The 25354-nt window shown below is 38.8% G+C and carries 23 protein-coding genes and 1 pseudogene; 4 read left to right on the forward strand and 20 right to left on the reverse strand.

Annotated elements, in window-relative coordinates:
• Positions 1-2 precede the first annotated feature (2 nt).
• The 3 genes from AC2TFD_RS18520 to AC2TFD_RS18530 all read right to left on the reverse strand — a co-directional run bounded on the left by AC2TFD_RS18520 (position 3) and on the right by AC2TFD_RS18530 (position 4081).
• Positions 3-773 (reverse strand): 3-hydroxyacyl-CoA dehydrogenase, encoded by a 771-nt coding sequence (locus AC2TFD_RS18520; protein ID WP_484673707.1) that lies wholly within the window; start codon positions 771-773, stop codon positions 3-5.
• Positions 774-826: 53 nt separating this feature from the next.
• Positions 827-1978 (reverse strand): thiolase family protein, encoded by a 1152-nt coding sequence (locus AC2TFD_RS18525; RefSeq protein ID WP_484673708.1) that lies wholly within the window; start codon positions 1976-1978, stop codon positions 827-829.
• A gap of 342 nt (positions 1979-2320) precedes the next feature.
• Positions 2321-4081 carry a sigma 54-interacting transcriptional regulator gene (locus AC2TFD_RS18530; RefSeq protein ID WP_335567931.1) on the reverse strand — a complete coding sequence of 587 codons (1761 nt, stop codon included), beginning with the start codon at positions 4079-4081 and terminating at the stop codon, positions 2321-2323.
• Positions 4082-4354: 273 nt separating this feature from the next.
• Here AC2TFD_RS18530 and AC2TFD_RS18535 point away from each other — a divergent pair, with 273 nt between their 5' ends.
• A complete protein-coding gene (locus AC2TFD_RS18535) occupies positions 4355-5407 on the forward strand; it encodes a phosphotransferase family protein (RefSeq protein ID WP_335513782.1) in 1053 nt (350 codons plus the stop codon).
• Between the two features lie 446 nt (positions 5408-5853).
• Positions 5854-6300: a signal peptidase II gene (gene lspA / locus AC2TFD_RS18540; RefSeq protein ID WP_335567929.1), complete on the forward strand. Its 447-nt coding sequence runs from the start codon at positions 5854-5856 to the stop codon at positions 6298-6300.
• Positions 6301-6535: 235 nt separating this feature from the next.
• Here the strand turns inward: lspA and AC2TFD_RS18545 are convergent, their stop codons facing one another.
• The 11 genes from AC2TFD_RS18545 to AC2TFD_RS18595 form a co-directional block, all read right to left on the reverse strand.
• On the reverse strand, positions 6536-7369 hold the full coding sequence (locus tag AC2TFD_RS18545) for a 3-hydroxyacyl-CoA dehydrogenase family protein (RefSeq protein WP_335513795.1): 834 nt from the start codon (positions 7367-7369) through the stop codon (positions 6536-6538).
• A 149-nt stretch (positions 7370-7518) separates the two neighbouring features.
• Positions 7519-8694 (reverse strand): thiolase family protein, encoded by a 1176-nt coding sequence (locus tag AC2TFD_RS18550; RefSeq protein ID WP_335513793.1) that lies wholly within the window; start codon positions 8692-8694, stop codon positions 7519-7521.
• A 70-nt stretch (positions 8695-8764) separates the two neighbouring features.
• Positions 8765-9814, reverse strand: a complete 1050-nt coding sequence (locus tag AC2TFD_RS18555; RefSeq protein WP_335513792.1) for a phosphotransferase family protein — start codon at positions 9812-9814, stop codon at positions 8765-8767.
• A gap of 20 nt (positions 9815-9834) precedes the next feature.
• Entirely contained in the window at positions 9835-10614 is a 780-nt protein-coding gene (locus AC2TFD_RS18560; protein WP_335513790.1) for an enoyl-CoA hydratase/isomerase family protein, read from the reverse strand.
• Positions 10581-11339 carry a 2-phosphosulfolactate phosphatase gene (locus AC2TFD_RS18565; RefSeq protein WP_335513788.1) on the reverse strand — a complete coding sequence of 253 codons (759 nt, stop codon included), beginning with the start codon at positions 11337-11339 and terminating at the stop codon, positions 10581-10583. The genes AC2TFD_RS18560 and AC2TFD_RS18565 overlap by 34 nt, the downstream gene beginning before the upstream one ends.
• A gap of 123 nt (positions 11340-11462) precedes the next feature.
• Positions 11463-12239 carry an enoyl-CoA hydratase/isomerase family protein gene (locus AC2TFD_RS18570; protein ID WP_335567927.1) on the reverse strand — a complete coding sequence of 259 codons (777 nt, stop codon included), beginning with the start codon at positions 12237-12239 and terminating at the stop codon, positions 11463-11465.
• Entirely contained in the window at positions 12236-13231 is a 996-nt protein-coding gene (locus tag AC2TFD_RS18575; RefSeq protein WP_335567926.1) for an NADPH:quinone oxidoreductase family protein, read from the reverse strand. Before AC2TFD_RS18575 ends, AC2TFD_RS18570 begins: the two co-directional genes overlap by 4 nt.
• A 14-nt stretch (positions 13232-13245) precedes the next feature.
• Complete coding sequence (locus tag AC2TFD_RS18580; RefSeq protein ID WP_484673709.1) at positions 13246-14451, reverse strand: acyl-CoA dehydrogenase family protein; 1206 nt, start codon at positions 14449-14451, stop codon at positions 13246-13248.
• A 20-nt stretch (positions 14452-14471) separates the two neighbouring features.
• Complete coding sequence (locus AC2TFD_RS18585) at positions 14472-15059, reverse strand: TetR-type transcription factor C-terminal domain-containing protein (RefSeq protein WP_335567924.1); 588 nt, start codon at positions 15057-15059, stop codon at positions 14472-14474.
• 441 nt (positions 15060-15500) lie between these two features.
• Entirely contained in the window at positions 15501-16355 is an 855-nt protein-coding gene (locus AC2TFD_RS18590; protein ID WP_484673710.1) for a peroxiredoxin family protein, read from the reverse strand.
• Between the two features lie 137 nt (positions 16356-16492).
• Positions 16493-16936, reverse strand: coding sequence for an Lrp/AsnC family transcriptional regulator (locus tag AC2TFD_RS18595; protein ID WP_484673711.1), 444 nt, complete (start codon positions 16934-16936; stop codon positions 16493-16495).
• Positions 16937-17055: 119 nt separating this feature from the next.
• On the opposite strand from AC2TFD_RS18595, the gene AC2TFD_RS18600 reads away from it, so the two are divergent.
• Complete coding sequence (locus tag AC2TFD_RS18600; RefSeq protein ID WP_484673712.1) at positions 17056-17610, forward strand: cysteine hydrolase family protein; 555 nt, start codon at positions 17056-17058, stop codon at positions 17608-17610.
• Between the two features lie 182 nt (positions 17611-17792).
• Positions 17793-18323 carry a signal peptidase II gene (locus AC2TFD_RS18605; protein ID WP_484673713.1) on the forward strand — a complete coding sequence of 177 codons (531 nt, stop codon included), beginning with the start codon at positions 17793-17795 and terminating at the stop codon, positions 18321-18323.
• 13 nt (positions 18324-18336) lie between these two features.
• Here the strand turns inward: AC2TFD_RS18605 and AC2TFD_RS18610 are convergent.
• From AC2TFD_RS18610 to AC2TFD_RS18635, 6 genes and pseudogenes are all read right to left on the reverse strand, one after another.
• Positions 18337-18870 (reverse strand): annotated as a pseudogene (locus tag AC2TFD_RS18610) (GrpB family protein).
• Positions 18871-19008: 138 nt separating this feature from the next.
• The gene (locus tag AC2TFD_RS18615) at positions 19009-19731 is read right to left on the reverse strand and encodes a 3-ketoacyl-ACP reductase (protein ID WP_484673714.1); all 723 of its coding nucleotides are present in this window, start codon (positions 19729-19731) and stop codon (positions 19009-19011) included.
• A gap of 229 nt (positions 19732-19960) precedes the next feature.
• A complete protein-coding gene (locus tag AC2TFD_RS18620) occupies positions 19961-21208 on the reverse strand; it encodes a TerD family protein (RefSeq protein ID WP_484673715.1) in 1248 nt (415 codons plus the stop codon).
• Positions 21209-21604: 396 nt separating this feature from the next.
• Positions 21605-22267, reverse strand: a complete 663-nt coding sequence (locus AC2TFD_RS18625; RefSeq protein WP_335567916.1) for a DNA-binding response regulator — start codon at positions 22265-22267, stop codon at positions 21605-21607.
• An 818-nt stretch (positions 22268-23085) separates the two neighbouring features.
• Positions 23086-23937 (reverse strand): creatininase family protein, encoded by an 852-nt coding sequence (locus tag AC2TFD_RS18630; protein ID WP_335518247.1) that lies wholly within the window; start codon positions 23935-23937, stop codon positions 23086-23088.
• A gap of 45 nt (positions 23938-23982) precedes the next feature.
• A complete protein-coding gene (locus tag AC2TFD_RS18635) occupies positions 23983-25347 on the reverse strand; it encodes an MFS transporter (RefSeq protein WP_335518244.1) in 1365 nt (454 codons plus the stop codon).
• Positions 25348-25354: the final 7 nt, after the last annotated feature.

The following is a 25354-nucleotide window of genomic DNA, read 5'->3' on the forward strand; positions in this document are numbered from 1 at the left end:
TCTCACTTTGGCTGCATCCGAATGGCTCCATCCAACCGGATTACCTCTCCATTTAGCATTGGGTTTTCGATGATGCTTTGGGCAAGCTGCGCATATTCAGCTGGGTATCCAAGACGGGATGGGAACGGGACCATAGCTCCTAGTGCATCTCTTGCTTTTTCTGGAAGCGTATCAAATAACGGTGTTTGGATAAGACCTGGTGCGATCGTCATTACCCTGATTCCATATCGAGCTAACTCCCTTGCGATTGGCAGTGTCATAGCTACGACTCCACCTTTTGAAGCACTATAAGCAACCTGACCGATTTGTCCTTCAAAAGCAGCAACAGAAGCCGTATTAATAATTACCCCGCGCTCACCTTCACTATTCGGTTCATTGTTCACCATTTTCTCAGCTGCTAATCGAGTAACATTGAACGTACCAACCAAATTAACCTGGATAATTTTGTTATAACCAGCAAGATCATGAACACCATCACGACCCAATAATTTTTTAGCTGGTCCGATACCAGCACAATTCACCACTGTATTGATTTGACCAAACTTTTCAACTGCCTGTGATAACGCTTGTGAAACTTCTTCTTCATTTGAAACATCTGCTTTTGTAAATAGGACATTATCAGAACCTAATTTTTCAATAATATCGGCTCCTCTTTCCTCTGATAAATCAATAATGACCGCTTTTCCACCGTTTTCAACAATTCGGGTTACGGTTGCTTCTCCTAAACCAGAGCTTCCTCCTGTTACCACTGCAATTACTTCATTCATTTTCATAAATAAGTCCTCCTTCAAAAAAATTTATTCTTTCTATTAATCAGGTCTTTCTGTTACTCCATTCTTTCAAGAATGGTTGCATTAGCCATTCCGTTTCCTTCGCAAATCGTTTGAAGACCAAACTTACTGCCTGTTCTCTCCATCTCATGGATAAGAGTAATCATCACTCTTGTTCCACTTGCACCTAATGGATGGCCGAGAGCAATCGCCCCGCCATTTGGATTCAGCTTAGATGGATCCGCTTTAATCTCTTCTAGCCAAGCCATAGGGACAGGAGCAAACGCTTCATTTACTTCAAAAATATCAATATCGGATACTTCTAATTTTGCCTTCTTAAGTACTTGTCTCGTTGCTTCTATCGGACCCGTTAGCATTAAAGTTGGATCTGAGCCAACTACAGTGCGGGCTAAAACTTTAAACCGGGGGCGAAGACCCAATTCTAACGCCTTTTCTCTTGACATTAGCAGTATTGCAGAAGCCCCGTCACTCATTGGACTGGCATTTCCTGCACTAATGACTCCGTTTTCAATAAATGCGGGTTTTAAATTTCCAAGCTTTTCAATTGTCGAGTCTTTACGTGGACCTTCATCATGTGTAATCACTTGCTTTGACCCGTCTTCTAACGTCACTTCAATTGGCATGATTTCTCGATCAAACCGACCTTCTTCTTGGGCTTTTATCGCTCTTCTGTGGCTTTCTAATGCAAATTCATCTGCCTGTCCGCGGGTAATTCCCCATTTTTCGGCAATTCGCTCTGCTGACAATCCTTGATGAATGATTTCGTGTTGAGAGGTAAGCTTTTCACTCCATGAAGTTCCTGTAAAATTTGACATCATCGGAACTCGTGTCATGCTTTCAACCCCACCCGCAATCACGATATCCATATCACCACTTAAGATCGCCTGTGCCGCAAAATGGACAGCCTGTTGACTAGACCCACATTGGCGATCGATGGTCGTCCCAGGTACATGTATTGGGAATCCAGCAGTAAGTGCAGCTGTACGAGCGATGTTTACTCCCTGCTCTCCCACTTGGGTTACACAACCTAAAATAACGTCCTCTATTAAATCGGGAGACACTCCTGCTCGGTTCACCAATTCTCTTAACACTTCAGCTGCCAAATCATCAGGACGTATATTCCCCAGCACACCTTTTCTTTTTCCAACAGGGGTTCTAACCGCTTCCACTATCACTACTTCACGCATACTTTTCCTCCTTCAACAAAATAAATACCAGATTACTATTTTCAAAATTAAAATTTCTAAGCCGTCACTTCTTATAATGCAAAATCTGTGCCAGTTTTTTAATTTAATCTCATTTTTTCTAAAAAAAATACTTTTCCTTTGATATAACACTTTCAAGACTAGTAATGAGGGAGAATGGAAAAAGGAAAATTCTGAAACAAGCGGTGAGCAAATGTAGGAAAAATAGTATAAGATTGATCTTTGTGTTTGAAAATCAAACAAGTGCTAGATTGGTATGTATTGGTGGCCAACAAAAAAAAGCACACACAAGTGCTTTTTTAGAGTATTTATGGGGAACAAATATTAGGGCATTTTTATATCATCGTATTTTTTCAGCTTATCATATAGCACTGAACGACTAATGCCTAATAGTTTACATGCTTGACTTTTGTTTCCATCCGATTTCTTTAAAGCTATTTTTATCGCCATCTCTTCGGCCTTTTCTAGCAATGTTTTATCAAAATTTTCATTCTCTTCTTCTAAAAATATACTCATCCCGATTTTCTTTAGTAAATAATCAGGTAAATCTTCTAAGGAGATCATTCCATTTTCCGCAAAAACCATTGCTCGTTCAAATACATTGCGGAGTTCACGAATATTACCTGGCCAATCATATTCCATTAAAGCTTGTTCTACTAATGGATCCCAACCAATAATACTTGTGCCATTTTGTTTATTTAATTCACTAATAAATGCATGACTCAACATTAAAATATCTTCTTTTCTTTTTCGAAGAGGAGGAATCTCAATCGATATGACATTTAACCGATAAAATAAATCTTCTCTGAATGTTCCTGTTTCAACCATTTCTTCTAATTTTTGATGGGTTGCTGTAATAATTCTAACATCGACGGATACTCTATTTGTCCCACCAACACGGTAAAACTCTCTTTCTTGTAACACGCGAAGTAACTTTGCCTGAAGCTGAAGAGACATATCTCCAACTTCATCCAAGAAAAGGGTTCCCCCATGCGCCATTTCAAATTTTCCGGCTTTCCCTTTTTGTTTTGCACCTGTAAAAGCGCCTTCGTCATATCCAAAAAATTCTGACTCTAATAAATGCTCAGGTATCGCCGCACAGTTTACAGTAATAAACGGGCCATTTTTCCGGTTGCTGGCACTGTGAAGCGCGTGGGCAAATAGTTCTTTTCCTGTACCACTTTCACCGCGAATCATAATCGTTGTTTTCCCTTTAGCCGCTTTCATCCCACTTCGAAACAATTTTTCCATTTGAGAATTGTTGGAAAGAATTTCATCAAAGGTAAATCGTGATGCTTCCGCATTCTTGGCTGCAAAATCATTTTGTTTTTCCAATCTTTCATAACTTCTAAATCTCTCACGAACCTCTTGAAGCTGACGATAAACAATTTTTCCGATAGCACCGATGATTTTATCTTCCTGGTACACAGGAATTCGATGAACAATGTAGTTGATACCTTTGATTTCCATAAAATCACTTATTTCCGCAATACCTGTTTTAAATACTTTTGTTAATTCAAAATGCGGAAAAATAGAGTCAATGGGAACTTCTTCGATTTCTTTTCGGTTAAGATCAAAAAGTTCTATTAAGGAAGGGCTTACAAAAGTGATATTTCCTTTTTCATTTACCATGACAAAGCCATCGTATGAGTTCTCAATCACTGTTTGAAGCAGGCTTTTCCATTTTAATTGCTCTGTAAGCAGTTGTGTCTTCTGAAGATAGCTTTTAACAGCATCTGCTTTATCTATGACCCCAATTGGCTTTCCAGTTTTATCTACAACAAAACCAGTACCCACTTCACTTACTGCAATCTGTTTTTCCAATTCTTCCACAGAAATGTCTTCGGAAATAGTACCGATATCTTTTTTAATAAATTTCCCGATGGATGTTTCCATTTCTTTATTTAATAAAAGCTGTTGATATAAAACACTCCGAGTAAAAACGCCAATGAGTTTTTCTGACGCATCAACTACCGGTAATGTATTCAACCTATATTTATTCATAAGGAAGATGGCGTCATGCAGGGTTTGATTTGGTTGTAAATATTCTTGTATTGGGGTCATAAGGTTTCTAACGTTTTCCAAATCATTCATCTCCTTTTTCATCCATATGTATTTTCCTAAAGTATCTGTTGAAAATGGGTAATAGTCAAGATAAAAACTCTTCAACATCCTAAACTGTTCGATAATACAACACACTAAATAGGACTTTGTCTGAAAAGTAATCAACTGAAGGTTAGGATGTACAATCCAAATTCCATATCAATCACGTAGATAACGTTTATATTCCAAGATTTAATGATTGGCATGGTTTTTGCATCAATTTATATAAAGTGAAGGTTTATAGGAGGTTAAACAATGTTAACACAAAAAATTAATGTTTCGGCTCAATCAGAAAGTGAAATTAACTGGACGGAGTTTGAAACGTATCTAAGGAGTCAAATCCAGCTTGATGTAGCGCCAATGGAAGTCAAACAATTTTCAGAAGGATATTCAAACTTAACATTTCTTATTAAAGTAGGGAAATGGGAATCGGTCATGAGACGGCCTCCTTTTGGTAAAATCCCGCCTAAAGCTCATGATGTTGAAAGGGAGTATCGATTGCTAGAGAAAATCAACCCAGTTTTCCCGCTTGCTCCAAAACCATACTTTTGTATGCACAATCCTGCAATTATGGATAAACCTTTTTATGTAATGGAGAAAAAAAATGGGATAGTTCTTGACGATACAATCCCTGCTGGATATAGTGCGATACCAAATATTAAAAAAACCATTTCTGAATCGACAGTTGATACATTGGTTCAGCTTCACGAAATTGATTATCAAAAAGCTGGATTGCAAGATATGGGGAAACCAGATGGCTATTTGGAAAGACAAGTACATGGATGGATAAAACGATATCACAATTGTAAAACCGATGAAATTAAAGTTTATCCTGCTATCGAAAAGTGGATTATGACAAATATCCCAAATTCACCAAGCCCAACCATCGTCCACAATGATTTCAAGCTTAATAATATGATGCTTTCGACAACCAATCCTGGAAAAATCGTTGGGGTCTTTGACTGGGAATTGTCTACGATTGGGGATCCTCTTACTGATTTAGCATCTGCAATTGCTTATTGGAAAGATGAAAATGACCCATTTACTGCTATAAATTCTGTAACAACATTAGGCGGATTTATTTCTAGGGAAGAGTTTATCGAGCGATATGCTAAGCAAAGTAAAAGGGATCTTTCTAATTTTCCTTTTTACTTAGCTTTCGCCTATTTTAAAATTGCAGTTATTTTACAGCAGATCTATTACAGATGGATGGAAGGGCATCTTACAGAAGATCGATTTAGTACTTTAAATGATGGTATTAATAATTTAATGTCATTATCTCATGATGTTATATATTTGAATAATTAACAATAAATGTTAGTGTGTACATCTTAAGTTATCAAGAGAGTTTAGTCCATCTATGGATAGGAGGGGGAAAATAATGTACTTGTTTGAACTATTTATCTCTATTGAACTATTAAAGCACGATGAAGAGGAATCTTCCTTACTAAATACACAACAAAAAAGTGTTACCAATCTTTAGGAAAGTTCATTTTACCCGAATTGAAAAATTATTGGATAAACCAAAACGCTGTTTTTTAATGTTTCTTGGCTGGCTATAATAGTGTGAGCCCTCTCTACTGTAGCCAGCTGATTTCAACAATCCGTTCTCTTAAATGGTAAGTTTTGATTCCATCTAATGTACATTGATTAGGTTACTTTTTACAAAAAAGCTATATAATAGATAAGAAAAAATCTTTCCATTATACTGATAATTAGGCTGCAAATAAATCAGTAGGAAAGAAGGTCTATATATGCTATTTTATCTAATTGCTATTCTCGTACTTGTGCTGGACCAGCTTTCTAAATATCTAATTCGTATCTATATTGATATAAATGAAACATTTACATTGTGGGGCATATCACTCACTCATATCGAAAATAGCGGGATGGCCGGTGGTTATTTTCCAGGCTATGCAAGGCTCTTTGGGGTTGCAGCTGTACTGTTTGTGATCGTTGTTTTCTATATTCGTAGAAACGAAGAAATGAAGGGAGTACTTATCGATAGTAGTTTCGGATTTCTGGTCGGAGGAGCAATTGGAAATGGCATTGATCGACTTTTGTTTGGGCAAGTGACAGATTTCATCCCTCGCTCGGGTGGAATTCTAAACGTAGCGGACCATGCTATTGAGATAGGGTTGGTGTTTCTTATTATTTATGGATTGGTTAACTGGTGGAAAGAGAAGCGTCAGGCTCACTAGAAAAAAACATAAAAAAGTGCTATTTACCCTTTTGGTAATCGAAAATATAAAGCATTTTAAATCAACTACATAAATGCAGTAGAGCTGGGAATTCTCAACAGAAATAAGGGACGTTTTGTCCGTTTCATATTTAAATGAAACAGCCTAATCGCCCCTTGTTTTTTCTTTTATTTCTTCTATTTCGTTATTTCGTTTTATGCCAAAAGTGTACTAAACTTGAAATCTATCAATTTTTTTAGTATTGATAAAACCCTTTTCCACTTTTTCTTCCTATTTCACCTCTGGCTACCATTTCTCTTAATAATTCTGGCACCCGGTATTTGGAATCATTCGTCTTTACAAAAAGAGCTTCCTGTATATGGAGCATTGTATCAAGTCCTATTATATCAGCCAGCCATAGGGGGCCGATTGGATGGTTAGCACCCAGTTGCATGGCTTTATCAATATCTGCTGGGGACGCGGTCCCTTCCTCAACTAATGTAATAGCTTCACAAATAAATGGTACAAGCAGCCGATTGACCACAAATAATGGGGTGTCCTTTACATGAATGCTTTCTTTGTTCATTTGCTTCACAAGCATTTCCGCTATTTGAATCGTTTTTTCCGATGTTTCATCGGTCGCTGTAATTTCTACTAGTTTCATAAGTGGCACAGGGTTGAAGAAATGCATGCCGCATACCCTATCCTTTCGGTTTGTGACAGCAGCCATATCGGCTATTCCTAAACTAGACGTGTTCGATGCTAAGATTGTTTTTGGCTCACACAACTCATCAAGTTCTCGAAACACTTTTTTCTTTACCTCGATATTTTCAGTAATCGCTTCAATAACAAGATCCGCATCACGTAACTCCTGTTTGTCGGTAGTATAATTCAGGCGTGCTAACACCTCACTTGGAACAATCTTTTCATCCTTTTGCGCGATTTTGGTAAGGCTTTTTGCGATTGTATTTTCGGCTTTTCTGAGAACTTCGTTTGATATATCTACGATTGTGACATGATGTCCACTAGTCGCAAACACCTGTGCAATGCCATTCCCCATGATTCCTGACCCTAATACTGCGATTTTCATCTACTATATCCCCCTGAAAAAAATTTGGAACATCACTGTTTTTTAATGGAAAAATGCGCAGGGCGTTTTTCTGGTTTTTGAGGGTATTTCCCCCCCATGCCCTGCTGACCAAATAGAACTGGTTAAAAGCGTTAAAAAACTATGGCAGTTTAGACACTCTCAATCACCATTGCAATACCCTGACCACCGCCAATACATAAGCTTACAACCGCAAATCGTGCATTCTTACGTCTTAACTCGTAAGCAGCAGACAATAACACCCTTGCCCCGCTTGCGCCAACCGGGTGGCCTAAGGCAATCGCCCCGCCATTCACATTGGTTTTTTTGCGGTCAAGCCCCAGCGCTTTTTCTACCGCTAAGTATTGTGAAGCGAATGCTTCATTCACTTCAATAACATCCATGTCATCAAGCGTGAGCTTTGCTCTTTCAAGGGCCTGTTGGATTGCTGGAACGGGCCCGATGCCCATGATGGATGGATCAACTCCAGCAACAGCCCAGGATACAATACGCGCAATTGGCTTTAGGTTGTTTTTTTGTACAGCTTGTTTCCCGGCTGCCACAAGTGATACTGCACCGTCATTAATGCCTGAGGCGTTCCCCGCCGTTACCGTTCCGTCCTTTTTAAAAGAAGGCTTAATCTTGGATAAGGCTTCCATGTTTGCATCCGGTTTTATATGTTCGTCTTCACGGACAATTAAGCTGCCTTTTCTTGTTTTCACTTCAACCGCGACAATCTCTTCTTGGAAGGCAGGAGCTGCTTTCACAGCCCTTTGGTTTGATTCCACTGCAAATGCATCCTGTTCTTCCCTTGTAATTTCATACATTTCAGCCAGTTTTTCTGCGGTAAGACCCATCCCATTTCCTGTGTATTGGTCCGTTAATGTTGCCAACAGCATATCCTCAAACGAGAGGTTCCCCATTTTTGCCCCGCCGAAACGCTGCGTGAAATTAGAGTAAGGAGATTGCGACATATTTTCCGCCCCACCTGCAAGGACGATGTTGGCATCGCCGACTAAAATATGCTGGGCAGCTGAAACAACAGCCTGCAGACCAGACCCGCAAAGCCGGTTCAATGTAAGTGCTGGCACCTCCTGAGGAATACCGCTATATAATCCGATGTGTCTAGAAATATAGGAAGCGTTTTTTTCAGTGTGAATCACGTTTCCATAGATGACATGATCTATTTGCACCGGATCAACATTTGAGCGGCGCAGCGCCTCTATGGCACTTGTCTTTCCAAGCTCCGTTGCACCAGTTTGTGCAAACGACCCTCCAAACTTCGTAAACGGGGTTCTTGCACCATCAACTAAATAAACTTCAGTCATGTTCTTTCACTCCAATTCTCTCAAATGGTTTGTAGTGATGAGTTATTTCAAATTTTATCTCATCCTTTTTTTACAAGAGTTTATTTGTACGTGTTAAATTCGCTAAGTTAAATAAATTGGCGATTGGGATATGAAGTTTCGCAAACCGTTCGTCATCCGCTGCGCCTTTTTTCCAGCGATAATAGAGCTGCTGTAAAATGACGGCAAGCTTGTAAAATCCGAATGCCGTATAATAGTCAATGTGTGAGATATCTCGGCCGCTTACCTTTGCATACAGTTCAGCCATTTCCCGTCTTGAGAAGAAGCCTTTCTGGTTTGTCACCAGCGAAATCCCCATGTCTGGATCGCCCGCTTCTCCCCAGTAAGCAAGAACCGCTCCTATATCTGACATCGGATCTCCAATGGTGGCCATTTCCCAATCGAGTACCCCATTTACCTCCCCAGGATCGTCCGGGTCTAGAACGAGGTTGTTTAGTTTAAAGTCATTATGAACAATTGTCGTATCGACGGTTTTTGGGATTTGCTTTACCAGCCATGCCTCTAGTTCTGCAACTCCAGCAATATCATGCGTCTTGGAAATGCTGTAGCGCTTGATCCAGCCATGAACTTGTCTTTCTAAAAACCCTTCTGGTTTCCCGATATCCATTAAGTTGGCTTTCTTGTAATCTACTTTTTGAAGCTCAACTAAGCTATTGATGATACTTTTTGAAATGGCAGGACCAACCAAGTCAGAAGATCCATACGTTTCAGGAAGAGCATCGTTAATGACTACACCTTGCTTTTTTTCCATAAGGTAAAAATGTTTCCCCATAATGGCAGGGTCGTCACTGTATAGGTATGGTTTTGGGGCAAGGGGATAGACTCCATGCAGACTTGACAGAATCTTATATTCACGTTTGATATCATGTGCTTTCGCCGGAATCTCCCCAAATGGCGGCCTTCTTAACACTGCCTCCCATTTCTCAAACGTTAGTAGGTAGGTGTGATTGGAATAGCCTTCGGAAAACTTCTTTACCTTCAGTGCTTCATTTGGAATGCCCGGAATCGTTTCGCGAATCAAAGTTTCGAGCAATCCCCAATTAATATGTTCGGAATCAATAGATTGGTTAGCTATTTTCATTATTTTTCATTCACCCCTGCTTACTTGCCATAATAGGTTGGTAGTCGTTTATCAATAAACGCTGTTGCTCCTTCTTGCATGTCTTGAGTAATACAAAGATCGGCAAAACATTGTGTTTCAATTTTTTGGCCTTCCGCAAGCGTACAGTCTAAGCCTTGTGTTATAGCTTGTTTTGCTTTCGCTATGGCCAGCGGGCCTTTATTTCCGATTTGTTCAGCGAGTGCCAATGCTTCATTGATAGATTTACCGTTTGGTACTACACTTTCAACAATTCCCCATTCGTATGCTTCGTCCGCAGTAAGGCTTGCTCCTGAAAAAATCATTTTCTTTGCCCGTCCAGGTCCTATTAATTGGGTCAAGCGCTGTGTACCGCCGTAGCCTGGCAGAATCGCCAACCCAGTTTCCGGGAAACCAAGTTTTGCTTTTTGCTCAGCAATTCTAATATCACAAGCTAGCGCCAGTTCAAGTCCACCCCCTAGAGCAAGACCATTTATTGCACAAATGACCGGAAAAGGTGCATACGCCAGCTTATCAAAAATCCGTTTTCCTTTTTCTACTAATCTCGCACCTTTATTGGCATCAAGATGAAGAAATTGATAAATATCGGCCCCTGCAATAAATGCCTTTTCACCTGCTCCTGTAATCACGGCCGCACGGCAATCCGGTTTGGTAATGATTTCATCAATCACTTTGTCCAAATCACTTAATAGTGGGTCAGTCAGCACATTCAAAGGCGGATTTGCAATGGTCAGCTTATAGACAAATCCTATTTGTTCGTATGTAACAAACAATCTGACCACTCCTTTCCAATAGCAGAAATTTTTCCATTCTTATAAACAGGCACCACATCTACTTTTTCAACATGGTCAATCACCCATTGAGTGCTATGCTCATAACCGGTTCTTCTTAACAAATTTGCTGTTTCGCTTTCTAGCAGGTTAACATAATGTTTGGCCTTAGCTTGAACGAATGCATCTCTTGCTAACCTTGCTGCATCGGAAAGTTGGCAGGCCTCCATCCTCATAAGGTGGTCAACGATTTGTCCAGCTCCAATAAAATCTTCCATCGAGAAGCGGCCAGTATTTCCGGAACATATGAGAACAATCGATGCCCTATCTTCCTGTTCCCCAATTTGTTCTGCGACACGGTGCCCGTTTAATAGTGAGGACGCATATAATGTCTTTGCCCGTTTAGCTGATTCAATCGCAATCGTTCCATTTGTTGAGCAAATGATTGCCACTTTTTTTGATAATGTTGTCTCAATTAACGCGGGGTCTGGATAAAGAAAACTCTCTATCGGTTCCCCCTGCCATTCGCCCATTAACATATAGGGACCATCCTGCTTCTTCCCTATTTCGAGTGCTGAAGGAGCGTCTTTGACTGCGTACACAGATTCATAGCCCTTTTCGAGTAGATAGGTAATGGTGGAGGTGGCCAATAAAACATCGATGACTACCGCCGTACAATTACGAATTTTTTCGGAATCTACTAATTCCTTTTGCGTTATTACATGGATTTTTCTCATTCTATTAACCATTTCTTTCTATTTTAAATATGAAGGATGGTTCTTCTCCATCAGTTTTTTTAAATAATTTGTGTCCGTAATACCCACTCTATTCCCTTTCTCATACCAAATTCATCTTGTTAATTATGAACCAATAAAACTAGCTTTTCTTTTCTCCAAAAAGGCCGAAACCCCTTCTTTGTGATCGTCCGTTTGAAGCAACATTGCCTGAATCGAATTCTCCTGCATCAGTGCTGTTTCATGATGTAGAGATGGAGCGGTATTGACGAGATACTTAACGTACTTGTTTGCCACTGAAGGCCCGTTCACAATGAAATCAGCAAAAGTAACCGCTTCCTTAACAACATCCCCTTCAACAAGGCGATTAATCATTTGATACGACATCGCTTCCTCTGCGGTAATCTTTCTGCCTGCGGAAATCCATTCTTTTACCAAAGGTGGTGAAACCCTTTCAGATAAAAGCTTAATTAATCCCAGATCAGGAATTAACCCAATATTCGAAAAACTCAAAGCGAATTTTGCTCCCTTTTCAGCCACAATGAAATCGCATGCGAGAGCAAGACTAAATCCTGCCCCAGCAGCATAGCCATGGACAGCGGCAATAACGTATTTATTGAGCTCAAGAATCTGTCTAGTCAGTCCTGAAACATATTCAATCCACTCGGCTGCCTCAGCTTGATTTTTCAATTTCTTCATGGAATCGATGTCTCCACCAGCACAGAAGGATTTACCACTGCCTGATAGAATGATTACCTTCACATCTTGATTGTGCTCAAGTTTCAGAAGCTCTTCCCGTAATTCCTGCACTAACTCCCTTGATATGGCATTTAACTTGCTTGGCCTGTTGAGAACAATATGACCAATTCCTTGTTCAACCTTTATTTCAACGAATTCATTCATCTGTTTACCCCTTTCGTCCCCACTACTAATTTCCCCCATGTTTCCCGGCTGCCCAATTGGTTTAGGGCAAATGGGACTTCTTCGAAGGAATAATTATGATAAATAAGCGGCTTAATTTTTTTTGCTTTGTATAATTCCATTAACTCATCATGGGCAGCCTTCACTTTTTCTGGAAAAAGCCTACGGAAATATCCAAAGTGTACGCCTACGAGTGAGTAATTCTTAATTAAGGCATGATTCATCGGTGCTTCAGGAATGTTTCCTCCCGCAAACCCAATAAGTAGAAGCCTGCCATCAAATGCAATACATTTGCGTGATGAATGAAACACATTTCCCCCAACAGGGTCAAAGATTACATCAGCTCCATGCCCCGTTGTTTCTTTTTTTACTTTTTGACTAAAGTCTTCCTCTCGGTAATTGATCACAACATCGGCTCCCAGCTGTCTGCACATTTCGAGCTTTTCAGCAGACCCAGCAGTCGCAATAACCTTAGCACCAATTGCTTTTCCAATTTGAATTGCGGCGGAACCCACTCCACCTGAACCAGCGTGAACAAGAAGTTTCTCAGAAGGCTTGAGTTGGGCTTTCGTCTGTAACGCATAGTAAGCGGTATGATAGGTAATAAACATTGCAGCAGCTTCCTGATACGAAAGCTCCTCCGGGATCGGAAACACATCCTCTTCTTTGACAACCACTGCTTCAGTAAATCCACCATGCGGCAGCAGCGGAACTGCGAGAACACGCTGACCGACAGACAGAGAACCTCCCTCTCCCACTTCTTCGACGACTCCTGCTACTTCGGCACCGGGGGTAAACGGAAGTGCTGGTTTCTCCTGGTATTTTCCTTGGCATTGCAAGATATCAAAGAAATTAAGCGCGAAAGCCTTCACTCGAACGACTACTTCCCCTTTTTCTGGAACCGGCCTTTTGATTTCCCTTATTTCAAGAGCCTCTTCCGGATCTCCTAACGTTGTCACGAACCAAGATTTCATTCGGTGCAACCCTCCTATAGTTGTTCTTTAATTTCCATTCTAGCAATATCTCTTAAATGGACTTTGTCCGGTCCATCAACAATCCTAAGTGTTCTTGCATTGGCATAATGAGCGGCAAGTGGGAAATCCTCGGAGACACCTGCTCCGCCAAATACTTCGATGGCACGATCAATGACTCGAATGGATACTCGCGGCACAGCAACTTTTATCATGGCAATCTCTTTTCTTGCTGCTTTTGCACCCTCTTGATCAATCTTGTTTGCCGCATTTAAGGTAAGAAGTCTTGCCTGCTCAATGTCAATCCGGCTTTCTGCAATTTGTTCCCTTATCGTATCTTTATCAATTAGCTTCGAACGAAACGCCTCCCGGCTATTGGCACGCTTGATCATTAAATCCAGGGCCCGTTCCGCGGCTCCAATTGCACGCATACAATGGTGAATTCGCCCTGGTCCTAAGCGGCCTTGAGCAATTTCAAACCCTCTTCCTTCGCCTAATAACATATTGGAAACTGGTACACGCACATGGTTGTAGTGGACTTCAGCATGTCCGTTTGGTGCATGGTCGTAGCCAAATACCGGTAGATTTCTTTTCACTTCCACTCCAGGTGTATCAAATGGAACAAGAATCATAGACTGCTGTTTGTGACGTTCGGCATTAGGATCACTTTTCCCCATTACGATAGCGATTTTGCATCGTGGATCTAACGCCCCCGTTGACCACCACTTTCTAGCATTTATCACATATTCGTCGCCTTCTCGAACAATGCTGCTTTGAATATTCGTTGCGTCTGAAGATGCCACATCCGGTTCAGTCATCGAGAAAACGGAATGAATCTTCCCTTCTAACAGCGGCTCAAGCCACTGCTCCTTCTGCGCTTCGGTACCGTATTTGATGAGCACCTCCATATTACCTGTATCAGGGGCATTGCAGTTAAAGATCTCCGGTGCAAGAAGAGAGCGGCCCATAATTTCGCATAGATGGGCATATTCATAGTTTGATAGTCCCTTTCCGTATTCTTCATCCGGTATAAATAAATTCCATAGGCCCTGTGCCTTTGCTTTCTCCTTCAATTCTTCAATCATCGGCGGAATTTCCCACCTGTTTTCTTGGCGGTTCAACTCTTCTTCAAATACCATTTCGTAAGGATATATATGCTCCTCCATGAACTCAATAAGTTGTGTTCGAAGCTTTTTTGTTTGACTAGACACCTCTTTTAACATTGTTTCCCCTTCTTTCTTCCTTAAATTAATATTTTTAAAATATATTTTGTATATAAATCAACCACTTCTTCTTTCTTTAATCGACCTTTTGGGTTATACCATTGTTGCACCCAGTTCATGGCTCCAAGTATGATCATCCTTGCAATCGAAGGTTCCTCTGCTAGGAATTCTCCACTAGCAGACCCTCTTTTGATGATTTGGTTGAATAAATCCTCATATTTCTTTCTAAGCTTTAACACTAGTTCAAGCTGCTCCTCGTTAAAAAAACGTTTTGGCTCCATAATTAGGTTGAACACTTCTTTTTCTTCGATCGCATACTCCATGTGGGTAGCAATCATTTTTTTGAGAATTTCTGTTGCACTGCTGTCCTCGTCATTTAGAATTTCTTCCAAATCCTCTATTGCCTGTGAAAGGACAAAGTTGTGACATTGGTACATTAAATCACTTTTGTTTTTGAAATAATAATAGAGAGACCCTTTGGTCATTAAAAGCTCAGCAGCAATTTCCTCCATCGTCGCGCCGCTGTAGCCTCTTCTATTAACGATTTCAATTGCAGAAGCAAGAATTTGTTCTTTCTTTCGGAGAATTTTCTTTTCAGAAAGTTTCATAGAATCACCGCTTTATTAAAATTTGCAAGCCGTAACTGCTTACAATTATAATTTTAAACCCTTTTTAATTATCTGAATATTTTGTATTGATTATAATTTATCAGCTCCTTTCCTACTTTGCAAGTATTTTTTTGAATATTGTTTAAAATTTAAACGTTGTTTAATTTTTATTCACAGAAATCGGAAGTAGCTGTAACTACTTCCGTAGTTTGATATTCATGAATTCAAAATCTAGGGGTTAGTTTTCTATTACGAGTAGCTGACTCTTAAGATTATCTACCCAAAAGGTCCAACTGCACATTGCAAGAATAAAAATGCCAATAACATATTTATGACTCTGAAATGTTTAAAATAGGTCTTTTGGAATAGCCCCCTTTATGAATAAGGTGAGAATCCCGGCAACAAAATAGTAAAGGATTTTCACCTTCTTTAAACATTTTTTCAATCAACATTTTCTATTAATTGGTTCATCATATCTTTATCCATTGGCCCAACTATTTTCTTCCGAACAATCCCCTGGGAATCGATCAGATAACTTGTTGGAATTGTTATCGCTTGATATTGGGTGCCTATATCTCCATCTTGGTCGAGTAAGACAGGAAAAGTTACATTTTTATCTTTTACGAATTCCTTTACATTTCTCGGATGTTTCTCTGATGTGGTCAAATTGATGGCGAGTATCTCTACTTTGGTTTTGTCACTTGAGACATAAAAATCCTGCATATGAGGTATCTCAGCTTTACAAGGTGGACACCAGGTTGCCCAAAAATTCAAAATGACCTTTTTTCCTCGCAAATCAGACAGTTTAACGTGAGCACCCTCTAACGTCTTTAATTGAAAATCAGGTGCTCTATTTCCTTCCTGGAGACCGATTTCTGCTATTTTTGTGCCGGCTGTATTCACTTTCGGCTTATCATCATTTAAGAAAAGATTTAATAAGAAAGACCCACTCATAACTGCAAAGACAAAAACAAGTGTCGACTGCAGAATCATAAGGTTTGTTATTTTTAATTTTCTGGCTTTAAACAAAAAATAAATTAACGCACCGAGTGCTCCTAAAATTAATCCCTTTGTGCCACCGGTAAAATACAATAAAGACAATGGACTTTCAATAATTAATTTAGGTTCCAGCAGCAGCTGACTGCCTTTCCAAAACAGAAAACCCAAAAAAACACTGTTTAATGCCAAATCAAATAATTGTTTTCCAGCTTCATTTTTATGTGAATGCAGAAGCCATAGTTTTAAAAAAATAAATCCGATCACAATGGCAATACCAAGAACAATCCATTTCATCATAATGGTAAGAGAACCAATTTGGATAACCGCTATTACCTTCTCCCCCCTTCTTTAGATATATTGTTAAAAAAGAGTTGTTAGTATTTTCAATTACCCTTAGGTATTAATGTATTCCAAAATAAAAGAGGCGAAGAATTTCAATCATATGGGGTCAACTGTTCATGTTGTTTAATCTTTTGTATGGATAAATTTAAACTATAGTTCCCATGATCGAGAAGTTTATCAAGAAAAAGATTCAATTGTTCTTGGGATTTAACTTTTATTTTTAAATGGTAACATCCTTTCCCAGATATTCGGTGAGCTTCAACTACCTCATTTCGATCATTAATAAAACGAATAAATGAATCATGATTTGCTGTTTTCATATAAATAATTACAAAAGCTGTAAAGGTCAACCCTAATTTTATTTCATCTACTATTAGAGAGTAGGCTTTAATTACACCACTTTCCTCAAGTTTTTTAATACGATTCCCTACTGCTTGTCCCGTCATATGAATTTGTTCACCTAAGTCTTTCCATTGAATACGTGAATTTTCAGATAGTAACCGAAGAATCTGAAAATCAATGTTATCAAGTTCCATTATAAATTCCTTTCACCATGAAAGTGTTTGATATAAAAGTGTTTCAGCAAAGCGTCGATTAAATTCAAAATATTGTTTATCATTTTATTATACAAAATTATATTATGAGGTGGTAACAAATGAGCACAGCTTTAATTATTGTTGATATTCAGAATGACTATTTTCCAAATGGAAAGATGGAATTAAGCAACCCTGAAAAAGCAGCCGCTAATGCTGCTAAGGTTCTTGAATGGTTTAGACAGAATAACAAAGACAATATTTTTCATGTCCAGCATATCGCAAGTGACCCAGGGTTAGGCTTCTTTCTTCCAAATACAGAGGGGGTTAAACTAAATGAAAGTGTTTTCCCATTAGGAAACGAATGTATTATCATAAAACATGCGCCTAACAGCTTTTTCAAAACCGAACTAGAAAGCAAATTAAGAGAAAAAAGAGTAACCAAGCTAGTGATTGTTGGTATGATGACGCATATGTGTATTGATGCCACAGTCAGAGGTGCTGTGGAGCTAGGCTTTGAAACTACACTTATTGAAGACGCATGTGCGACAAGGGACTTATCTTATCAAGAAAGGAAAGTGCCAGCTGAACAGGTTCATTATGCGTTTGTTGGTGCACTTAACGGCATGTATGCCAATGTAATTTCAACCGAGGATTTTCTTCAGCAGAACGACTAAATAAACAAAAGGGAGCTTGTTTAACCAACAATCTCCCTTTTTTGCTGTTGTTTTTAAAATTTCCTTTTTTAACAATCTCGTTACGTGTCTACGAACAAATGCTTAATATTAGGAAAGACAAAATCTTTCCATAATACTGATGTTTAGAATGCAAATAATTCTGCAAGGAAGAAGCTCTATTTATGCTATTTTATCTAATTGCTATTCTAGTCCTTGTGCTGGACCAGCTTTCTAAATATCTAATTCGTATATATATTGATATAAATGAAACATTTACATTGTGGGGCATATCACTCACTCATATCGAGAATAGCAGGATGGCAGGTGGTTATTTTCCTGGCTATGCTCGGCACTTTGGTGTTGCAGCTGTACTGTTCGTGATCGTTGTTTTCTATATTCGTAGAAACGAAGAAATGAAAGGAGCACTCATCGATAGTAGTTTTGGATTTCTAGTCGGAGGAGCAATTGGGAATGGCATTGACCGGCTTTTGTTTGGGCAAGTGACAGATTTTATCCCTCGCTCAGGTGGAATTCTTAACATAGCCGACCATGCTATAGAGATCGGGTTGGTACTGCTTATTATTTATGGAGTGGTTAGCTGGTGGAAAGAAAGCGCTAGATACTCTAAATCAGAGATGAGTAAGGCCCCCTGTATCAGTAGGGCATTACCTATATTAGGAACCCAACTTTTACTGAATTTCCCTTCTATTTAACAATTGTACTCGTCTAGTCAACAGAATCAATTTGATTTTGATTAAACCAATTCAGTGCTGAAACTTCTACTTCCTGAGCAAATTGGTCCTTACCATTAATGTAGGAGTCAATATCATATGGATATTATTTTGCCAATTTCTCTTTTAACTCACCATAGCTCTTCCTTACATCTGGATGGCTTCGTAAGTAATCTCGAAAGGCTATGTGCCGTTTTATTTCATCACTTCCAACCTGATAAATATGTATGTGGTGTGTACGATTAATTCCACCTTTTTTAAAGTATCTTCGTCCGTGAATTCCATTCTCCCCTTTTGGTTCATAACCAATTTTCTTCATCTCTTCGTTGTATTGATCAACGACATCAATGTCTCTTACGACAGGCATCAAGTCTATAATCGGCTTGGCTTTTAATCCTAGAACAGCTGTACTGCCAAAGTGATAAATGTCTACAATTTCTGTTCCAAAAATGAGATTCAGTTTTTCCGCTTCTTCCGAAAACATTACACACCAATTTTCATTGTATGAACACACTTCGACCTTTCTCATACCATCTTCTCCCCTTTTTTCTTATAGAATCTAAATTGATTAGAAATAAACCGCCACTCTTGGCTACTTCATAAATAGACGACAAGCACCACCCATATTCGGATGGTGCTGTCGTCTTTTTATCTTAAACAATATGGATTAGAATGGATTCGTAGCCAATACACTAGCTGTTTTTATGTAGATTCTTTGATTTAATTTCAATTGAGAAACGATCAGTTCCGCAATATCTTCTGGCTGCATGTATTTCTCATCGTTTTCAGGGATTAATTTCAAATCAAGTGCCATGTCTGTTGCGACTGTACTTGGAGTTAAAGCCGTTACCCGGATATTATTTCGACGAACCTCTTGGGCTAATGATTCCGTTAATCCTATGACACCAAATTTAGAAGCACTATAAGCACTTGAAGTCGCAGCCCCATTCAAGCCATTGGTGGAGGAAATATTGATCACGTCGCCACTATTTTTTTCAATTAATTGAGGAAGCACGGTACGTGTTACGTAATAGGTACCCATTAAATTTACGTCAATAATCCTTTTCCATTCTGCTGGATCCATGTCTAAAAGAGAAGCAAATTTGCTCGTTCCCGCACTGTTAATCAAAATATCAGCTTTGCCTAATTGGGTTGTTATTTTTTCAATCGACTGTTGGACTTGCTCAAAGTTTGAAACATCCACTGCTGCGTAAGCCACTTTCACTCCTAGTCCTTCCACTTCGCTTGCTACTTGTTTTAAATTTGATTCAGTTGTTGCAAGTAAACCAAGGTTAACTCCTTCATTCGCAAGTGCGATAGCAGTTGCTTTTCCAATGCCTCTCCCTGCACCTGTAATAAAAGCTACCTTACCTGTTAAAGATTGTACCAAAACAAACAGCTCCTTCTTGTTTATATTCAATTACCAATCCACTCTATTATATTATTTTAAAATATTTTTCTCTAATTTCTTTCATTTATTTGTGTAAATAGGAAAGACTGTCTTCTTATAAAAAGTGACAGCCTTCTTCCTTTAAGTTTTAATGTTTCAACTATTTTTTTCCTATTTGGGAGCTATGTACTAAGGTAGTAATCCTTATTCGATTATAGGTAAAACCTTTCTACTTATAATCATTTACCGGTCCTTCATCCATTAAAACTTCTACCATATTTGAAGACCCCATCCTAAGTTTAGGTCTACGCTCTGAGTTCGGTTTGCTATAAAGCTCCAATGGACTGATAATAACTCCTTCTTGAGTATTATGAAGGATCCCGGGCACACAGGAATAAATGGTATCATTATTATTTGCATTCTTTGCGAATATAGTAACCGAAGTTCCCTGATTATTATCTATACTCATGGACACTTTATATCTGTAGAATGAGCCTGTTCCATTTGACTGAGCAGAATAAACCACAGGAACAACTGCGAGAATATCATCATTTAACCTTAATTTGATTACTTCTGTCTTCGTTGATTGATTATTTCTCCTAACATCCCCCATATGTTCGACTGCCCCGTTGCCAAAACTCCTGAGGGGAGGTGTTTTTTTCGCCCCAAACATAGCTACATCTATCTGCTTCCCATTCTTTGTATAGACTAAAGCATATATATCATAATCTGTCCCAGTCTCCCAAGATACCGTAGCCGTAATTTCTGGTGTTTTTTCAATTATAACTGGTTTTTGACCTTTGTTTAGACTTACCTTACCCGTTACCTTTTCAAGGCTTATCGTTGTAGATGTGGTTTGTTTATTTTTATTTTCAGGAACAGATAGAGTCTTATCAGGTGCTTTTGGGATTTGTTTTTGAATCAATTGAGGTTCAGCAGGCTTGGTTTGCTCATCAGATTCAACCTCAACACCGTAATTTTTACATAGTCCCTCAAGCCCAGAATCAAATCCACGCCAGATTGATTTTGCCTTTACCTGACCATTCCTTAGGTATAATTCCAATACTACAATTCCATTTTCATTGGTGAAACTGGATGGAATTAGCTGGATACTATCATGATCAGTATATATCTCTGCCTTTAAATTTTTTACATTTGAAAATCCAGTGTTATTATCTTCTGTAAGTGTTATAGCTATTTTCGTAATACCAACAGGGACTTTACTCATGTCAAAATTAAGTTTATGTACTTTTGTATTACCAACTTGCTCCGAAGGTATAAGTGTAGCTACACCAGAAGAGCTTGTTGGCTGATTATAAAATATGATTCCGTTATCTCCTTTTACCATATCTGAATCCGTTAAAAGAAAAGCTGTTAATGAAATATCTATTGAATTAGAAATTTCATAGCTAACCGTAACATTACCTTTTGGAGAAAGTAATGCTGTATTTGCTCCCATTTGAAGAATTTGATTCATTTATTCCACTCCCTACATCAATATCCACTTATCATATAACAATTATCTATTAATCAGCACAAAATCGGCTTATAGCCCTTTGTATTTATCTATCAATCAAGGATAATATACCCAAAACTTATCAGTAAAACCCGTTTCGCGATGGTTTTCATTTCACTTCATTTAAATAGAAGTTCTATCCTTAATTAAGTAACCAGCGAAAATAAAATAAGCGGAGACTTTCCGGTTAGAGGAAGAATGGGGCTCGTTTCGGGGTATATAAGGGGAGATTTTCCGGTTATGCAAATCAAAACCTCACATTTTCACGGTTTTCGAGTAAATAGGCGGAATCTCTCCGTCTATTTAAGCCTTTTTTTATAAAAAAAACTAATTAAGCGAAATTTCTCCGTCTATTTATCAGAGCGGGCGCTTAACCTGATCCCCCAATCGATAGGTGCGGACCCTCTTGGTCCCCGATGCGGGAATCAGCATCTTTTTATCGACTAATTCAGAAAGTACTTTTTTTACCGTCTTGTCACTTAATTTCAAATACTTCTCGACTTCTATTGGGGATATGGCTTCCCCTTTTCGAATTGCCAGCCGAAGCACTTCCTTTTCTAAAAAGGACAGAGATGTTTGGTCCAGTTCATCACCCAGGCAGCGGCCAATCACTTGCTGAACGATTTGTTGGCATCGACGAGGCTTCTCATTCACTTGGTCAAAAGAAAAGCGAATCACTGTCCATCCGTCAATCACCAACTGGTTTTGACGTTCCAGGCTGTCGGAAAATTGCCATCTGCTTATGTTCTTAAGGTGAGGGCCATATCCGTCAACCTCAAGGCAAATCCGGATGGCGGGACGAATATAAGCAAAATCCAAATACCTTTTACCATCCTTGAAATCATCGACTTCATATTCTGGATGAAGATATCGAAACTGGGAAAATAAAGGCCACCACACTTGCTTCAAAAACAACTTTTCAGCCTCGTTGTGGCCTTCTTGTAAGCGCCGCAACCGTTCACCAGTTCTTGCCTGCATGTGAGCATTCATAAAAGCTTGGTATTCTTCTTCAAATCCCATATCATCCCTCCACTGAGTCCAATATTGTTTACGGAATATTTCTCTATTGATTTGGTGTAGTAAAACCTCATAAAAAAAGATGCACTTCATGAGTTTTGTAAATAATCATTCATTTGAACTTCAGACAGATTCTTAATATTAATAAGTGTTAAGGCGAGTGAAAAAAAAGTGGTTTAATGTGGCTACAATTGAAGAATGTAGAACATTTGCGGAGTCGCTAATATAAAAAAGAATATTTAGAGAAGAATTTGTGGATAGAACTATTTTTAGTTTAATAGAATCCCTAAATTTGTCAATCTATTTCCTTATATTTCGACAATACCGTCTTATCAGTTCTATTTCCGGTAAGAAAACTTAAGCCTCCCCACCCTTAAGGAGAGGAAATTGGATAAAATCCCATTTATCCATTGGATTATTTAGATAATAAAAAGAATGCTAAAATCAAAGCACCCTTTTTGTTAATAACCCGTTACTTCTATTTTAATAGAAGTCCTTTAATAAGCGGAGATTTTTCGGTTAGATGCAGAATGCAGCTCGTTTCGAAGGTATATAAGCGGAGGTTTTCCGATTATGCAAAGCGAAATCCCCCATTTTCACGTTTTTCGAGTCAATAGGCGGAATCTCTCCGTCTAATTAGGCTATTTTCAATGCTATTTACTAATTAAGAGAAATTTTTCCGTCTATGTGGATCCTTAAAATTTAATCAGAATATCACGTTAAGAAGACTTATGATGTTCTAGCCTCCCCAACATTAAGGGGAGGCATTTGGCTAAAGTCGTGCGACTCCCATATGGTTCGCACGACTTCTTATTTGCTTCTTACACTTTTTCGCCTGGCAAGTATGCCCCGTATCTAGGAAGAATTGTTTCCTTCGTGTAAACATCCGCTAGACGAAGTGTTTCAACGATCGCCGGCATATCCAATGCCTGTACAAGTTCATTAATCGCTTGAACACCCCTATCAGCAAATTCTTCTCTTTCTTCCTGTGTTGTCAAAAGTGGTGTAGCCATATGATCGGATGGTTCGTTAAAGTAAGAACCTACTGCACCGGATTGATAAGCATATTGTCCTAATAAATTCCCAGGATTCTTCCCCATCCCTGTTAACATATGCTGCACATCATACGTAACTGAATGGGATTCAGGTACATTCAATGGAACGTCTTCTAATCTGCCTAAAACTTTATATGCACCAATGGTCATGTCATGAAATAAATTCATCAGTTTGAAATTGGCAGCCTCTGCAGCTTTTAATACGTCCATATAAAGGATTGGTACTTTTGTTTCATCAAAGAAATCACGAACCATACCGCTGACTGTCATATGGGCCGGACCATGACTAGTAATATAGATTTGTCGTCTAAAACCTTGATTTAGTAATGACTTTGCAATTTTATCCAAATAAGCCATGCCGTCTTTAATGCTCATTTGAACCGTTCCCCGGCCAACAATCGTTCCTCCTGGGAAGAAATAAGGCAAGTTGTGCAAAACAAGCCCATCTGATTCTTCCGCCATTTTTAAAGCAATCGCTTCCGCTAAAACAGTTTCAGAATCGAGCGGCAAAGCTCCGTGAGTTTCCGTTACTCCAACTGGAACAAATATTATATCGTTCCGATTTAAATACTCTTCGACTTCCCCATTTGTTAGTTTTGAAAGGAATCTAGTACGCAATTTATATCTCTCCTTGCTTTTCTTTTTTAAGGAATCGCCTAACTATTAAGACGCTCTTCTTTCTTTTAATACAGCATACATTTCATTTGTTCTCTTTGAATTTAGGTTAAAAATTAGTCCTACACCAATTAGGATAAGAATAAATGCAACAACTGGCATACCTGTGTACATTTTTAAAATACCTTCAGCCACTTCTTGTGGTTGTGATTTTGCACCAGATACAAATCCAACCCAGCCTAAAGAGTAACTTCCAATCGCTGCTCCTAATCCCATTCCTACTTTACGAGCGAAGGAATAGAGGGAATAAAGGGTTCCTTCAATTTTCTTTCCGGTTTTGTACTCTGTATAATCGATACAGTCTGTAACCAAAGCCCAAACCAGGATAACGAACACGGATGAACCGATTGTTGCGATATTGTATAATGCTGCAAATACATATACATTTTCAAACGTAATAAGTGTCATTAAAGCGGATGCTGCTAAACTGAATGCTGATGTAGCAAGAATTAAGTTACGTTTATTGAATTTTGCTACTAGTTTTGGAATAACAACGAATAACGCAAGGATAATTCCCATGCTGATGAATGAGTTGATGGCAAAGGCACTAGGCATGTTATAATACTCTGCAAATACATAAGCAGCTAAAGTAGCAACACCAGAAATAATTAAGGTAGAACCAAGAGTTGCAACCATCATACCGATTAATGGTCTATTGGAAAATGCCTCTTTAAATGCATCCTTAAAATCGTAATCAGGCTTAGCTCCAGCAGGTTTTTCGTCACGGATTCGTTCAGTTGTTAATTTTACAAGCCCTGTATAAGATAATAATGATAAAATACTGAATACAATAGCGATATAGAAGAATGCCTCTGGAACGATATTTCCAGCCTTATCATAAATAAACATAGGAACAAAAGATAAGAATCCAACACCAACAATCATACCGCCGATTGAACGGGCACGAGATAACTTTGTACGTTCAACAGGGTCATTTGTGATAACAGATGCTAATGAACCATACGGAATGGCATCAGCCGTATAAGCAACACAAAAGAATAAATAAGCAGCTACTACCCAAATATGAGTCGCGGTAGATCCCCAACTAGAGATATCAGCGAAAGCAATTAAACAGGCTGCTGCTAGTATCCATTTCGAAAAGCTAATCCAAGGCAAGAACTTGTCTCCGCTTTTTCCTATTCTATATCGGTCAGTAATCGTCCCCATAATACCAGTAACAATGGCATCGAATACCTTACCAACTAAAAACATCGTCCCCATAAAGTAAGGGCTTACACCCAATACATAGGTACAAAACACAATAAAGAAAGACCCAATATACAAGTTAACGAAACTTCCACCAACATCGCCCAGCATATACCCAACTTGGTCTTTTACTCCAAACTTTTTCATGATCAAC

The organism is Neobacillus sp. plas4 (assembly GCF_057221695.1).